15 protein-coding genes are annotated in these 13911 nt (G+C 60.2%); 8 read left to right on the top strand and 7 right to left on the bottom strand.

Annotated features, from left to right (window positions below):
- Positions 1–2 precede the first annotated feature (2 nt).
- Positions 3–377 (bottom strand): copper homeostasis periplasmic binding protein CopC, encoded by a 375-nt coding sequence (gene copC / locus EQV96_RS20845; protein ID WP_095001993.1) that lies wholly within the window; start codon positions 375–377, stop codon positions 3–5.
- A gap of 109 nt (positions 378–486) precedes the next feature.
- Here copC and EQV96_RS20840 point away from each other — a divergent pair, with 109 nt between their 5' ends.
- Positions 487–1032: a histidine phosphatase family protein gene (locus tag EQV96_RS20840; RefSeq protein ID WP_240882320.1), complete on the top strand. Its 546-nt coding sequence runs from the start codon at positions 487–489 to the stop codon at positions 1030–1032.
- Between the two features lies 1 nt (position 1033).
- Here the strand turns inward: EQV96_RS20840 and bkdR are convergent, their stop codons facing one another.
- Positions 1034–1522 carry a Bkd operon transcriptional regulator BkdR gene (gene bkdR, locus EQV96_RS20835; protein WP_016781430.1) on the bottom strand — a complete coding sequence of 163 codons (489 nt, stop codon included), beginning with the start codon at positions 1520–1522 and terminating at the stop codon, positions 1034–1036.
- Between the two features lie 205 nt (positions 1523–1727).
- On the opposite strand from bkdR, the gene EQV96_RS20830 reads away from it, so the two are divergent.
- From EQV96_RS20830 to EQV96_RS20800, 7 genes are all read left to right on the top strand, one after another.
- Complete coding sequence (locus EQV96_RS20830) at positions 1728–2960, top strand: 3-methyl-2-oxobutanoate dehydrogenase (2-methylpropanoyl-transferring) subunit alpha (protein WP_095018567.1); 1233 nt, start codon at positions 1728–1730, stop codon at positions 2958–2960.
- Between the two features lie 4 nt (positions 2961–2964).
- The gene (locus EQV96_RS20825; RefSeq protein ID WP_240882319.1) at positions 2965–4020 is read left to right on the top strand and encodes an alpha-ketoacid dehydrogenase subunit beta; all 1056 of its coding nucleotides are present in this window, start codon (positions 2965–2967) and stop codon (positions 4018–4020) included.
- A complete protein-coding gene (locus EQV96_RS20820) occupies positions 4021–5301 on the top strand; it encodes a dihydrolipoamide acetyltransferase family protein (protein WP_138738237.1) in 1281 nt (426 codons plus the stop codon).
- 2 nt (positions 5302–5303) lie between these two features.
- Positions 5304–6692, top strand: coding sequence for a dihydrolipoyl dehydrogenase (lpdA, locus tag EQV96_RS20815; RefSeq protein WP_240882318.1), 1389 nt, complete (start codon positions 5304–5306; stop codon positions 6690–6692).
- 183 nt (positions 6693–6875) lie between these two features.
- On the top strand, positions 6876–8261 hold the full coding sequence (locus EQV96_RS20810; protein ID WP_133144986.1) for a uracil-xanthine permease family protein: 1386 nt from the start codon (positions 6876–6878) through the stop codon (positions 8259–8261).
- A gap of 142 nt (positions 8262–8403) precedes the next feature.
- Positions 8404–8667, top strand: coding sequence for a helix-turn-helix transcriptional regulator (locus EQV96_RS20805; RefSeq protein ID WP_095020774.1), 264 nt, complete (start codon positions 8404–8406; stop codon positions 8665–8667).
- A complete protein-coding gene (locus EQV96_RS20800) occupies positions 8630–8965 on the top strand; it encodes a DUF6388 family protein (RefSeq protein ID WP_095002000.1) in 336 nt (111 codons plus the stop codon). The genes EQV96_RS20805 and EQV96_RS20800 overlap by 38 nt, the downstream gene beginning before the upstream one ends.
- Before the next feature lie 14 nt (positions 8966–8979).
- Here EQV96_RS20800 and EQV96_RS20795 read toward each other — a convergent pair whose 3' ends face one another.
- From EQV96_RS20795 to EQV96_RS20775, 5 genes are read right to left on the bottom strand one after another with little or no spacing between them, the layout of a single operon-like run.
- Positions 8980–9567 carry an ATP-binding cassette domain-containing protein gene (locus EQV96_RS20795; RefSeq protein WP_095002001.1) on the bottom strand — a complete coding sequence of 196 codons (588 nt, stop codon included), beginning with the start codon at positions 9565–9567 and terminating at the stop codon, positions 8980–8982.
- The gene (locus EQV96_RS20790; protein WP_095002002.1) at positions 9560–10351 is read right to left on the bottom strand and encodes an ATP-binding cassette domain-containing protein; all 792 of its coding nucleotides are present in this window, start codon (positions 10349–10351) and stop codon (positions 9560–9562) included. Before EQV96_RS20790 ends, EQV96_RS20795 begins: the two co-directional genes overlap by 8 nt.
- Positions 10351–11157, bottom strand: a complete 807-nt coding sequence (locus EQV96_RS20785; RefSeq protein ID WP_095002003.1) for an ABC transporter permease — start codon at positions 11155–11157, stop codon at positions 10351–10353. The genes EQV96_RS20790 and EQV96_RS20785 overlap by 1 nt, the downstream gene beginning before the upstream one ends.
- Entirely contained in the window at positions 11154–12125 is a 972-nt protein-coding gene (locus tag EQV96_RS20780) for an ABC transporter permease (protein WP_232527677.1), read from the bottom strand. The genes EQV96_RS20785 and EQV96_RS20780 overlap by 4 nt, the downstream gene beginning before the upstream one ends.
- On the bottom strand, positions 12122–13702 hold the full coding sequence (locus EQV96_RS20775) for an ABC transporter substrate-binding protein (RefSeq protein WP_240882317.1): 1581 nt from the start codon (positions 13700–13702) through the stop codon (positions 12122–12124). Before EQV96_RS20775 ends, EQV96_RS20780 begins: the two co-directional genes overlap by 4 nt.
- Positions 13703–13911: the final 209 nt, after the last annotated feature.

The raw sequence follows: 13911 nt of genomic DNA, 5'->3' as shown, positions 1-13911 counted from the left end.
ACTCAGTTGCTCACCGTAAAGCTGTAATCGCCGGCACTTTTGTGGGTATCGACAGACACGGCGTTCCATTTGACGTTATAGGTACCCGCCGGCAACGGCTGTGCCGGTGTCACAATCAGGGTTTTCTTGTTGCCGGGTTCGGTCTTGATGCTGCTCACCGGCACCGGCGCCTGGTCATGGCTGATCACAACCTGGGTAAACGCCTGCTCCACGCCTTCACTGAACACCAGGCGCAGTTCGTTGACGCTGTTCACCGTGCTGTCGGCGGCGGGGGTCGCCTGCTCCAGATGGGCATGGGCAAACGCAGCGCCGGCCCCGGTCATCAGTGTCAGTAACGCAGCCGTATTAAGAACTTTCTTCAAAAAAGCAGCAGCCATTGCACAGTACCTTGAGAGTGAATTACACGGTCATAATACTCGCCTAAACTGATTTGAAGGGCGAGCGCAGACAACACAAACACAACGTCTCCCCCGCAAGGATTCCGGTATGCCCACCCGCCTCAGCTTTATTTGTCATGCCCGCACAGAAGCCCAGCGTCTGGGCCGCTTTGCACTGGATGAGACGGCTGACCCGAAAGGCCTGCTGTTGGCCGCCGAATTGAGTGCCAGGCTGAAAAAGCCGGTACGCATACTCTGCGCGCCCGAAACCCGCACCCTGCAAACCGCGCAGGCACTGGGTGGCGAAATCGAGATTGTCCCGGCCCTGGGCGACTACGATATCGGCGACTGGCAGGGCCAGCGCCTGTCAGACCTGCAACAAAGCATGCCCCAGGCGCTAGCCAACTGGATCAGCAACCCCGATGCCGCGCCCCATGGCGGTGAGTCGATACAGGCCCTGTGCCTGCGGGTCAGCGCCTGGCTCGACGAGTTTCGCGAAGAGGGTCATTTTGCCGTGGTGACTCATCCTTTTGTGATCCGTGCTGCCATATTGCACGCCCTGGCAGCGAGCACTGCCTCCTTCAACCTGATTGACGTAGAGCCACTGGCGGTGGTCGACCTGCGCTTCAACGAGCGCTGGCGCTTGCGGGTGTAATTCACTCCTCCAGCGTCAGCCCGCCAGGAGGCAATGGCAGCGCAGTTTTGTAGCGCACCTGTTTGAGGGCGAAGCTGGAGCGGATATTGGCCACGCCGGGCACCTTGGTCAAAAAGTCCATCATGAAACGCTCCAGCGCCTGAATGCTGGGCACCAGCACCCGGATCAGGTAATCCGGGTCGCCGGCCATCAAGTAGCACTCCATGACTTCATGGCGATCGGATATCGCCGCTTCAAAATGCTGCAGGGCTTCCTCGACCTGTTTTTCCAGGCTCACATGGATAAACACATTGACATGCAGCCCCAGCATATCGGCGTCGAGCAGGGTCACCTGCTCGCGGATCAGGCCGCGCTCTTCCATGGCCTTGACCCGGTTGAAACAGGGCGTCGGCGACAGGTTGACCGAACGCGCAAGGTCCGCATTGGTGATGCGCGCATTCTGCTGAAGGCTATTGAGAATCCCGATATCAGTTCGATCTAGCTTGCGCATGAGACAAAAGCACCTGTTTTTTATGTTTATGCAGAATTCTTATCCTTAAACGCTGCAAAGCACAATGAACTACAGAGAAATATTCTTCGGCGTCAGGAATATGATTGTTGTAGGACAAGATCTTGGTTTTTATCAGACAGATCTTCGACAGTACTACCTAGCTCCCGCGCCTATAAACACGACAAGATCGAGCGTAGAGAAAGCCATGAATGAATATGCACCGCTGCGCCTGCACGTTCCCGAACCGTCCGGCCGCCCAGGCTGCAAGACCGACTTCAGCTACCTGCGCCTGACCGATGCCGGTCTGGTGCGCAAACCCCCGATCGATGTGGAACCTGCCGACACCGCAGACCTGGCCAAAGGCCTGATCCGTGTGCTCGACGACAAGGGCCAGGCCCTTGGCCCGTGGGCCGAAGGCGTATCGAGCGAAGTGTTGCGCGAAGGCATGCGCGCCATGCTCAAGACGCGCATTTTCGACACGCGCATGGTGGTCGCCCAGCGCCAGAAAAAAATGTCGTTCTATATGCAAAGCCTGGGCGAAGAAGCCATCGGCAGCGCCCAGGCCCTGGCCTTGAACATCGACGACATGTGCTTCCCCACCTACCGCCAGCAAAGCATTCTGATGGCTCGTGATGTGCCGCTGGTCGACCTGATCTGCCAATTGCTGTCCAACGAACGCGACCCGCTTAAGGGTCGGCAATTGCCGATCATGTACTCGGTGCGCGACTACGGCTTTTTCAGTATTTCCGGTAACCTCGCCACCCAATTCGTACAGGCGGTTGGTTGGGGCATGGCCTCGGCCATCAAGGGCGACACCAAAATCGCCTCGGCCTGGATCGGTGACGGCGCCACCGCCGAATCGGACTTCCACACTGCCCTCACCTTTGCCCACGTTTACCGCGCCCCGGTGATCCTCAACGTGGTCAACAACCAATGGGCCATTTCGACCTTCCAGGCCATTGCCGGTGGCGAGTCCACCACCTTTGCCGGACGCGGCGTGGGCTGCGGTATTGCTTCGCTGCGGGTCGACGGCAATGACTTTATCGCCGTTTACGCCGCTTCGGCCTGGGCCGCAGAGCGCGCGCGCCGCAACCTGGGCCCGACCCTGATCGAATGGGTCACTTATCGTGCTGGCCCGCACTCCACCTCCGACGACCCGTCCAAGTATCGTCCGGCCGATGACTGGAGCCACTTCCCGCTGGGCGATCCGATTCTTCGCCTCAAGCAGCATCTGATTGCCACCGGCAACTGGTCGGAAGAAGAGCACGCAGCCGTCAGTGCCGAGCTGGAAGCGGAAATCATTGGCGCGCAAAAGGAAGCCGAGCGTTTCGGCACCCTGGCAGGCGGGCAGATACCCAGTGCCGCGAGCATGTTCGAAGACGTGTACAAGGAAATGCCCGAGCATTTGCGCCGGCAACGCCAGGAATTGGGGTTATAACCAGATGAACGACAACAATAAAATTCAGATGGAGAACGCCGTGAGTACCAGCACCATGACGATGATCCAGGCCCTGCGCTCGGCCATGGATGTGATGCTCGAGCGCGACGAGAACGTGGTGGTGTTTGGCCAGGACGTGGGCTACTTCGGCGGTGTGTTTCGCTGCACCGAAGGCCTGCAGGCCAAGTACGGCAGTTCGCGGGTGTTCGACGCACCGATCTCGGAAAGTGGCATCGTCGGTACCGCCGTGGGCATGGGTGCCTACGGCCTGCGCCCGGTGGCCGAAATCCAGTTTGCCGACTATTTCTACCCGGCGTCCGACCAGATTGTTTCTGAAGCGGCGCGCCTGCGTTACCGCTCTGCCGGCGAGTTTATCGCACCAATGACCATCCGCATGCCCTGCGGCGGCGGGATTTACGGTGGTCAGACCCACAGCCAGAGCCCCGAGGCCATGTTTACCCAGGTCTGTGGCCTGCGCACCGTGATGCCATCCAACCCCTACGACGCCAAGGGCCTGCTGATTGCCGCCATCGAGAACGATGACCCGGTGATCTTCCTCGAGCCAAAACGCCTGTACAACGGCCCGTTCGACGGCCACCACGACCGTCCGGTAACCCCCTGGATGAAGCACCCGGCCAGCGCCGTGCCCGACGGTTACTACACGGTCCCGCTGGACTGCGCCGCCATCGTGCGGCCCGGTACTGAAGTCACCATCCTGACCTACGGCACCACCGTTTATGTGGCCCAGGCCGCCGCCGAAGAAACCGGCATCGACGCTGAAGTCATCGACTTGCGCAGCCTCTGGCCGCTGGACCTGGACGCCATTGTCACCTCTGTAAAAAAGACCCGCCGTTGCGTTGTTGTTCACGAAGCCACCCGTACCTGCGGGTTTGGCGCCGAGCTGATCGCACTGGTTCAAGAGCACTGCTTCCACTACCTGGAAGCGCCGATCGAGCGCGTAACCGGCTGGGATACCCCCTATCCCCATGCCCAGGAGTGGGCCTATTTCCCCGGCCCGGCGCGAGTGGGTGCTGCACTACAACGGGTTATGGAGGTCTGAATGGGTACGCACGTTATCAAGATGCCGGACATTGGCGAAGGCATTGCGCAAGTAGAACTGGTGGAATGGTTTGTCAAAGTCGGTGACATGGTCAGCGAAGACCAGGTGGTCGCCGATGTGATGACCGACAAGGCCACGGTAGACATCCCCTCCCCCGTGGCCGGCAGGGTCCTGGCCCTGGGTGGCCAGCCTGGCGAAGTCATGGCCGTGGGCAGCGAACTGATCCGCATCGAAGTCGAAGGCGCCGGCAACCTGCGTGAAAGTGCGCAAGCTGGCCCTGCAGCGGAACCTGTGGTCGCCGTAGTAAAAGCCGCCCCTCAAGCTCGCGTAGAAGTGGCCGTGGTGGCCGCCCCACCGATCAAGGCGGCGCCGGCACAACGATCGGCGCCTGTGGCCCGTGAAGCCAACGAGCGCCCGCTGGCCTCCCCGGCCGTGCGCAAGCGCGCCTGGGATAGCGGTATCGAGTTGCGCTTTGTGGTTGGCAGCGGCCCGGCGGGCCGTGTCCTGCATGACGACCTGGATGCGTACCTGGCCCGCGACACCGCAACCAGCGTGGCACCGGCCAGCGGTTACGCCAGGCGCAACGACGAGCAACAGATCCCGGTGATCGGCCTGCGCCGCAAGATCGCCCAACGCATGCAGGACGCCAAGCGCCGTGCCGCACACTTCAGCTATGTCGAGGAAGTGGACGTCACCGCCCTGGAAGAACTGCGTGCCCAGCTCAACCAAAAATGGGGGGACAGCCGCGGCAAACTGACCCTGTTGCCGTTTCTACTGCGGGCCATGGTCGTGGCCTTGCGGGACTTCCCGCAGATCAACGTGCGCTACGACGACGAAGCGCAAATCATCACCCGCTTTGGCGCCGCCCATATCGGCGTCGCCGCGCAAAGCGACGGTGGTTTGATGGTGCCTGTGGTGCGCCATGCCGAGACCCTCAACCTGTGGGGCGCCGCCGATGAAATCGCCCGCCTGGCCAACGCCGTACGCACCGGCAAGGCTACCCGCGAGGAACTCACCGGCTCGACCATCACCCTGACCAGCCTGGGAGCCTTGGGCGGAATTGTCAGCACACCGGTGGTCAACCTGCCCGAAGTGGCGATCATTGGCGTCAACCGCATCGTCGAGCGCCCGGTGGTGGTCAAAGGCCAGATCGTGGTGCGCAAAATGATGAACCTCTCCAGCTCCTTCGACCATCGTGTGGTCGACGGCATGGACGCGGCGCAATTTATCCAGGCCATGCGTGGCTTGCTCGAACAACCTGCCACCCTGTTTGTGGAGTGAACATGCAGCCAACCCAACACACCACGCTGCTGATTATCGGCGGCGGCCCCAGCGGCTATGTGGCGGCGATCCGCGCCGGCCAGCTGGGCATTCCGACGGTCCTGATCGAAGGCCAGTCGCTGGGCGGTACATGCCTGAACGTCGGCTGCATCCCGTCCAAGGCCCTGATCCACGTTGCCGAACAGTTCCATGCCACCCAGCGCTACAGCACCGGTACTTCACCGCTGGGGATCAAGACCCAGGCCCCGACCCTGGACATCGGCCAGAGCGTGCAATGGAAAAACACCATTGTTGATCGTCTGACCAGCGGCGTCGGCGCTCTGCTGAAAAAGAACAACGTCAAGGTCATTCACGGCTGGGCCAAAATCCTCGACGGCAAGGCGGTTGAAGTCGGCGGCCAGCGCATCGAATGCGAACATCTGTTGCTGGCCACCGGCTCGCAAACGGTCGACCTGCCGATCCTGCCCATTGGCGGGGCGATCATTTCGTCCACCGAAGCCCTGCAGCCCACCACCATTCCCCGACGCCTGACCGTGGTTGGCGCTGGCTATATCGGCCTGGAACTGGGGATCGCCTACCGCAAGCTGGGGGCCGAAGTCACGGTGGTTGAAGCCCGTGACCGTATCCTGCCAACTTACGACAAGGACCTGACCTTGCCCGTGGCAGAATCTCTCAAGGCACTGGGGATTACCCTGTATCTGGAGCACAGCGTCGAAGGTTTCCAGGCCAGCAGCAAAACCCTGTCGATGCGTGACCGCATGGGCCAGAGCCAGACCCTGGAAACCGATCAGGTGCTGGTGGCGGTGGGTCGTCGGCCGCGTACACAAGGCTTCAACCTTGAAGCGCTGGCGCTGACCATGAACGGCCCGGCGATTCGCGTCGACAACCGTTGCCACACCAGCATGCGCAATGTCTGGGCGATTGGTGACCTGACCGGCGAGCCGATGCTGGCCCACCGGGCCATGGCCCAGGGTGAGATGGTTGCCGAAATCATTGCCGGCAAACAGCGCGAGTTCAGCCCTGCGGCGATTGCCGCGGTGTGTTTTACCGATCCCGAAATCGTCGTGGTGGGCAAAACCCCGGTTGAGGCGCAAGAGGCCGGTCTGGACTGCATCAGCGCCAGCTTTCCGTTCTCTGCCAACGGCCGGGCCATGACCCTGGAAGCCAAAACCGGCTTTGTGCGGGTTGTGGCGCGACGTGACAATCACCTGATTGTCGGTTGGCAAGCCGTGGGGGTCGGTGTTTCGGAGTTGTCGACGGCCTTTGGCCAGTCATTGGAAATGGGCGCCTGCCTGGAAGACATCGCCGGCACCATCCACGCGCACCCGACCCTGGGCGAAGCCGTCCAGGAAGCCGCGTTGCGTGCGCTGGGGCATGCGTTGCACCTGTAATCCCCCCCTTACTGTGGGAGCGGGCTTGCTCGCGATGCAGGCGACGCGGTTTATCTGATAGACCGAGTGGCTGCTATCGCGAGCAAGCCCGCTCCCACAGCAAGTCAGGCCCTGCGCAATCCAACACTGGGCGTAATGGCTCAACACCAGTAGAATCGCGCTCTTTTTTCCAGGGCGCTCGCCATGACCTCTCTTAAAACCCCGCTCGAAGTCGAGTCCCAAACCAGCGAGCTGGTCTTAGGTCTTGAAGACCGTCCCAAGCCGTGGATTGCCTTTCTGGCCGCCCTGCAGCACCTGCTGGCCATTATTGTGCCGATCGTCACCCCCGGCCTGCTGATCTGCCAGGCCCTGGGTGTGTCCAGCCGTGATACCAACCTGATTGTCTCCATGTCGCTGGTGATCTCCGGTATCGCTACCTTTGTTCAGTGCAAACGCTTTGGCCCCTTTGGCGCCGGGCTGCTGATCGTCCAGGGCACCAGTTTCAACTTTGTCGGCCCGCTGATTGCCGGCGGCGCACTGATGGTCAAGCAAGGCACGCCGGTTGAAGGCGTGATGGCGGCGATCTTTGGCGTGGTGATTGCCGGCTCGTTTGTCGAAATGGGTATCTCGCGCATCCTGCCTTTTGTAAAACGCATGATCACCCCGCTGGTCACCGGCATCGTGGTGCTGATGATCGGCCTGACCCTGATCAAGGTCGGCCTGATCAGCATGGGCGGCGGCTTCACGGCCATGGGCAACGGTACGTTCGCCAACGGCGAAAACCTGATGCTCTCGGGTGTGGTGCTGGCCATTATCGTGATCCTTAACCGTATTCCACTGGTGTGGATGCGCAGTTGCGCCATTGTTATCGCCCTGGCCGTGGGCTATGCCCTGGCAGGCTACCTGGGCCGCCTGGACTTCACCGGCATGCACCAGGCCGAGCTGTTCCAGGTGCCAATGCCCTTGCATTTCGGCCTGGGGTTTTCCTGGGCGCTGTTTATTCCCATGCTGGTGATCTACCTGGTCACGTCGCTGGAAGCCATCGGTGACGTCACAGCCACCAGCAAAGTATCGCGCCAGCCGGTCGAAGGCCCGGTGTGGATGCAGCGCATCAAGGGCGGCGTGCTGGTCAACGGCGCCAACTCGTTTCTGGCGGGTATCTTCAACACCTTCCCGAGTTCGGTGTTTGCCCAGAACAACGGTGTCATTCAGCTCACCGGTATCGCCAGCCGCCATATCGGTGTGTGGATTGCCGGCATGCTGATCCTGCTGGGCCTGTTCCCCAGCGTTGCCGGTGCGATTCAGGCAGTGCCTGAGCCGGTACTGGGCGGTGCGGCCATGGTGATGTTCGGCGCCGTTGCCGCTTCGGGCATCAATATTCTGGCCAGCATTACCCTGGACCGCCGCGCCCTGCTGATCATTGCCGTGTCCCTGGCGCTGGGCCTGGGCGTATCGCAAGTGCCAGAGTTCCTGGCGCATATGCCTGCGGCTCTGCGTAACGTACTGGAGTCAGGTGTGGCTACAGGCGGTATCTGTGCCCTGCTGTTGAACTGGTTCCTGCCAGAAACGGAGAAAAAACCGACGTTGTAAGCGACACGGCCAGGCAGGAGTGCCTTTTGCCCTCCTGCTTGTGCTTACAAAAACGGGTCGTTATTCACCGCCCATCTTTCCCAATTTCTTCATTTGGCCTACTATTTTTTCAAACCCTTAATGCCTGACATAGGCGATGTTTATGAACACATACGGTGAGCGACTCAAACATGAGCGTTTGCGCCTGAAACTGACACAGGCACAACTGGCGGATGCGGGGGGTGTAGGGCGCCATGCACAAAGCTACTATGAGCGCGATATCACCTTGCCCCGCGCCGACTATCTGGCGGCCATTACTCTGCTCGGTATTGATGTGGTGTTCATCATCACTGGCAAGCACACCCTGCCTGTTTACGAGGAAATCAGTTGTGACCGAACCCGGCACCCGGCATCAAAAAGCACTTGATCGCTTTCTCAGTGACCACCCTGAACTGGTCGTGGCGCTTGAGACATTGAACCCATTGGCCGCCCGCGCTATCGGCCAATCGATAAAGGAATATCGCCAGGAACGCTTGAACGAAGCCTTTGAGGCCGAGGCTGAGCGTCTGGGTTTTTTCGCCTGGGAGCTGACCCTGCAATTGACCAGCGCCAGCCCGCAAGAATTCGAGGCCCAGCGCCTTGAAGTGCATCGCGAAGTGGCGCAAATGGCCGGCATGGAATGGGTTGAATACTGCGAACTGCATGGCCCGCTCCGTAGCAGTTGACGAGCCGTGCGAGGCTACGGCAGCCAGATACTCGAACATACCTTCTGCAACAACGCCTTGTTGTGACTGAACACAATCATCCCCAGCTCCCGACGCCTGGTCTCTTCGAGCAAGACTTGCCACACCTGCGCCTGTACATGCGCATCCAGTTGCGCCGTCACTTCATCGGCAATCAGGTAGCGGGTGCGCGGATCCAGCGCCCTGAGCAAAGCGATACGCGCCAGTTCTCCGCCAGACAATTCGTCCGGGCGACGGGCCAACCACCCGGGATTCACCGCCAGGCGTGCCAGCCAGGCGGCATCTGGCGACCAGGCATCACGCAGGCTCTCGCCCGTTGTGCGATAAGGGTTGAAGGTCTGTTCAGGATGCTGCGGCACCAGCTGCACCGGGCAATAGCCCTTTTTCGCAAGCGCTTTGCCATCCACGGTGATGCTGCCCGAGGTTGCTGACTGCCATTGCGCCAGCACCCGGCCCAGGGTGGTTTTGCCATAACCGCTGGGCGCCGAGATGCCCTGACGCTCCCCCGGCCGCACCTGAAACGACACACAGTCCCAGAGCTGCCGGCCATCCTGGACAATGCTTAATTGCTGGACCTCAAGCATATTCCGGCACCCGCCGGGCAAAAAACTGTTGTTCCGGCAAGGCTGCCCACAACGACTGCAACCAGGGGCTGCCGCCGTTTTCGCGCAGTTCCAGGGCACTCAGGGTTTCGTGCAGCTCGCCCTGATGCAACACAGCGATCCTGTCGGCAAAGCGCGCCGCCAGGGCCAGATCATGGGTCACCCACAAAATCCCCCGACCTTGCAGGCAAAAGCCCTTGAGATGGGTCAACAGTTGGCAGGCATGTTCGTCATCCAGCCATGAGGTGATCTCGTCCGCGAGGATATAACGCGCAGGAGTCAAGGCCGCGCAACTGGCCAGAACGCGCTTGGCCATGCCCCCTGACAACATGCGCGGGAATTCGTCCACCAGTTCTGGCTTGAGGTTGTAGTGCGTGAGCTGCTCGGCCACATCGCCAAGCCCCAGCCTGACCCCGCTCAAGTGCGCAGCACGCTGCAATTGCGGCCCGACCTTGATCAGCGGGTTCAGGGCGTTGACACCCTGGGGTACATAGCACAGGGCTTTGCCCCGCTGATTGACCTTGCCGGCCTCCCCCAACACCTGCCCGTCGAGCACTATTTCGCCGCGACAACGCATGTTTTCAGGGAGCAAGCCCAAGGCACTTTGCAGCAGCAGGCTTTTGCCTTCGCCGCTGGAGCCCACCAGCGCCGTCAATTCTCCGGGGCGTACTTCAAGGGAGATATTGCTCAGCAGCGGATGCCAGGTTTTATGGCCCAACCAATGATAGTGCGCAACGTCGATCGCAAACCGGTCGAATTTCAGCATCAGGTAATCCTTATCCAGAGCTGCTGCAATGCCCGTGCAAACTGGTCAAAAACCAGTACCAGGCCCACCAGAATCAAACCCGGAAAAAACGCCAGCCACCAGGCACCACTGCTCAAATACCTTAGCGCATCGGCCAGCAACAGGCCCAATGACGGATCATGGGGCGCCAGGCCGAAGCCCAGGAAACTCAACGCCGCCGAATGCAGAACTGCGTGGGGGAACATCAACAGGGTACCGACGATCCACTGCGGCATCAGCAACGGCAACAAGTGATGACGCCAGCGATAGAAGCTGCTGTTGCCCAGGCGATGGGAGAGCATCACAAAATCGGTCTCGCGGATACGCAGGATCTCGCCGCGCAGGATCAGGGCCAGGCGTGGCCAGTGGGTCAGCGCCACGGCCAGGATGACCCCCTGCTTGCCACCGCCCAAGGTGAAGCAAATCAATACCAGCAGCAACAAATGCGGCAGCGCCAGCATGCTGTCGATCAGCCCGCGAATCAGGTAATCCAGGGTTTTGTTCAGCGCACACAGACTGGCGGCCAGCATCGCCAGAAAACCGCTGCTGAACGCTGCGGTCAGGCCGATCTGCAGGCTGGTGGTCATCCCCTGAAAACACCGCAGCCACAGATCACGGCCCAGGCTGTCAGTGCCAAACCAGTACTCGGCAGACGGTGGCAGGCGCCGTGCCAGCAGATCCATGGAGACATCAATATTGATGATTGAGATACCGTAGGCGATCAACCCCAGCAGCATCAGCAACGAGAGGCAGAGCCTTAGCAAGGCGCGATTGGGGTTGTAGGTCATACCTGGCGCGCCGCCCCGCGGTTAAGGCGCAGTAACAGCGCGTTGGCAATGCTGTTGCCGGTGAATACCAGCACCGCACAGAACATCACGATCCCCATCAACAATGGAATATCGCCGCGTAATCCGGCATCGATCGTGGCCTGCCCCAGGCCTGGATAAGCGAACACTTTTTCAGCCAGCAACGAACCGCCGATCAACTCCCCCACCGAGGCAAATTGCAGGCACAAGGCCGGGGTGATGGCATGGCGCAGGATATGAAAGTTGATCAGCGGCCAGCCTTTGTCGCCCTGGGCATGGGCGAAACGAATAAATTCGCTGTTCATCACTTCAGCCACCCGCGAGCGGGTATGCAGGGCGATATTGCCCACGCCCAGTACACCCAGGGCCAGCATGGGCAGGATCAAGTGTCGCAACTTGTCGCCCCAGGTTGCGGTTTCGGCATTGCTGCCGGGGGTCCAGGCGCAGCAGATCGGCGCCCAGTTGAGCGTAACGGCAAACAGTGACAGCAACAGCAGGCCAATCCAGAACGTCGGCATGGATGCCAGCACATAGGACAGCGTCGAAATAAGGCGGTCAGGCCAACGGTTCAAATAACGCCCGGCCGTCAGCCCCATGGCCAGGCCGACGATGCCGGAAAACAGCCAGGCCGAAAACAGCAGTGCAAAGGAGGTGGCAAAACGCTCTCCAATCACCTGCGAGACCGGCGCGTTATAGAGCATTGAATAGCCGAAATCGCCTTGCAGCATTTGCCCGAACCAGCGCAAAAAGCGCTCCCATAACGGCAGATCGAGCCCCCAGCGCGCCGCAATCAATGGATATTGCTCGGGCGGTACGTGCAACAGATCGTTACCTATATAGGCCCGGATCGGGTCTACCGGAGAAAAACTGAGCAAGGCAAAGGTGCCCGCTGCCGTTACCAGCAGCAGGCCCAGCAAACGCAGCACAAACAGCGATAGGCCGCGGATCACCGGCAGGTCCACTTCCAGTGATCAACGCTGTTGAGTAGCGACCAGGAACCGTGGATTTCCGGGGCGCCCTTACCCAGATCGATGCACTCATCGGTGAGGTAAGTGTGCTGAACATTGAGCAACCAGGCCCAGGCGGCATCTCCTTTAACGCCGACGCCGGTTTTGCCGTCCCACTCCACTTGCTGCCAGAACGGCACCGCCTGCTGCCAGGTCGGCGCATCGAGGGCTTGCTGCAGATGCTGATCGACAACCGGGTTCTGGTAATAACCGGGGTTGTAGTATTCCACGCCTGCCGCCTTGCTGCTGTAGTGATGGTAAAGCTCCATCGGGTCGAGGCTGCCCCAGCCAAACAGGGTCGGGTTGGCGTGCATGTTGCGCTCAACGGTTTCCCAACTGCCGGACTTCAGGTCTACGTCGATGCCCACGGGCTTGAGCATTGAGCGCACGGCCTGGGCCAGATCCCGGCGAGTGGCATCGCCACTGGCGTACCACAGGGTGATTTTGGCCGGCAGGCCGTTTTTTTCACGGATGCCATGGCCGTTTTCAATCCAGCCTGCGTCTTCCAGTATCTGCCGGGCTTTGTCGGTATCGCCATCCTTGAACAGCGCATCCGGGTTATCCCACGGTAAACCCTGCACGCCGGTGTAGGCCGGGATCGCGTGGCCTTCGAGGATCTGATCGGCAAGCAGTTGGCGATTGATGGCGTAGTTGATGGCTTTGCGGATGGCCACATCAGCCGTCACATCATTGCCAATCGGGTAGCCCTGGGCATCTTTTTTACCGGACGCGAGGGTTGGCATCACGATGCCACGGTTTTCCACACTGGGGCGAACCCACAGTTTCATGCCCGCGGCAGGCGTCACGGCCAGCGCAGGGGCGATGCGCACAATACCCAGCTGCTTGCTTTGGGCGGCAGCGAAAGCGCTGTCTTCATCCAGGAACACAAACACCAGTTTGTTGAAATCGTTCTTCTGCCCTGCGTAGTACGGGTTGGTCTCAACGATCAACTGCTGACCCGGCTGGTAGCTGACCAACCGATAAGGCCCGGCGCCAATCGGCTTTTGCGCGTAGGTTTTGGCGTCGTATTGGTCTGCCGAGACAATCCCCAGCGAACCGAGCACATTGACGAACGTGCTTTGCGGCGCCTTGAGCTCAATACGCACCGTGAGCGGATCAACCGCCTCGGCCTTGAGGAAGTTGCCCATGTCAACCTTGCCACCACTGGCCGCCGCATTGTTGTAGGTGTAAGCCACGTCCTTGGCGGTCAGTGGCGAGCCGTCGGAGAACTTGAGGTCGGGCTTGAGCTTGAGGGTCCAGGTCTTGCCATCCGCGCTAGCCTGATAATCGCTGAGGAGAAAACCGCTCCAGGACAAATCTTCGTTTTGCTTGAGCAAAGGGCTGTGCAACAGCAGATAACTGCCGTGGCTCCAGCCCAGCATTGGATCAAAGCCTTCGGTCGGCTCATCACCAATGGCCAGTTGCAGGGTGCGATCCTGCGCTGAGACAACAGGCGCTGCCAACACACTCAACAAGGCCGCAGCCACCAGGGTGTTACGCATCCATGCGGGTTTTGACATCTATCCTCCTGATATGAAATGGCCTCGCCCAAACGGGCCGTACGCAGGTTATCGCGCCCCACAGTAATAGCAGGCTGATTTTAAATAGCCAGTTATGCATCTGATTTTTTAGGGGTTTTCCAGGCGATACGTCTTACCTTGTAACAATTGCCACAGGTCAGGTTCCCCGGGCATGACTGTGCTATACCAATGGGTACGCTTATTCAGTC

The organism is Pseudomonas sp. TMW22080 (assembly GCF_022496745.1).
In the GTDB taxonomy this organism is placed as follows: Bacteria; Pseudomonadota; Gammaproteobacteria; order Pseudomonadales; family Pseudomonadaceae; genus Aquipseudomonas; species Aquipseudomonas bubulae.
The sequence above is the reverse complement of the archived record's forward strand: the minus strand, read 5'-3'. Positions and strand labels throughout refer to the sequence as shown.

What these genes read in the sequence shown, in the direction of transcription:
- EQV96_RS20790 (WP_095002002.1), bottom strand. Translation starts at nt 10,351, where the DNA reads ATGCTGAAATTCGACCGGTTTGCGATCGACGTTGCGCACTATCATTGG.
- EQV96_RS20830 (WP_095018567.1), top strand. Translation starts at nt 1,728, where the DNA reads ATGAATGAATATGCACCGCTGCGCCTGCACGTTCCCGAACCGTCCGGC.
- bkdR (WP_016781430.1), bottom strand. Translation starts at nt 1,522, where the DNA reads ATGCGCAAGCTAGATCGAACTGATATCGGGATTCTCAATAGCCTTCAG.
- EQV96_RS20840 (WP_240882320.1), top strand. Translation starts at nt 487, where the DNA reads ATGCCCACCCGCCTCAGCTTTATTTGTCATGCCCGCACAGAAGCCCAG.
- EQV96_RS20775 (WP_240882317.1), bottom strand. Translation starts at nt 13,702, where the DNA reads ATGTCAAAACCCGCATGGATGCGTAACACCCTGGTGGCTGCGGCCTTG.
- copC (WP_095001993.1), bottom strand. Translation starts at nt 377, where the DNA reads ATGGCTGCTGCTTTTTTGAAGAAAGTTCTTAATACGGCTGCGTTACTG.
- EQV96_RS20805 (WP_095020774.1), top strand. Translation starts at nt 8,404, where the DNA reads ATGAACACATACGGTGAGCGACTCAAACATGAGCGTTTGCGCCTGAAA.
- lpdA (WP_240882318.1), top strand. Translation starts at nt 5,304, where the DNA reads ATGCAGCCAACCCAACACACCACGCTGCTGATTATCGGCGGCGGCCCC.
- EQV96_RS20810 (WP_133144986.1), top strand. Translation starts at nt 6,876, where the DNA reads ATGACCTCTCTTAAAACCCCGCTCGAAGTCGAGTCCCAAACCAGCGAG.
- EQV96_RS20825 (WP_240882319.1), top strand. Translation starts at nt 2,965, where the DNA reads ATGAACGACAACAATAAAATTCAGATGGAGAACGCCGTGAGTACCAGC.
- EQV96_RS20820 (WP_138738237.1), top strand. Translation starts at nt 4,021, where the DNA reads ATGGGTACGCACGTTATCAAGATGCCGGACATTGGCGAAGGCATTGCG.
- EQV96_RS20795 (WP_095002001.1), bottom strand. Translation starts at nt 9,567, where the DNA reads ATGCTTGAGGTCCAGCAATTAAGCATTGTCCAGGATGGCCGGCAGCTC.
- EQV96_RS20785 (WP_095002003.1), bottom strand. Translation starts at nt 11,157, where the DNA reads ATGACCTACAACCCCAATCGCGCCTTGCTAAGGCTCTGCCTCTCGTTG.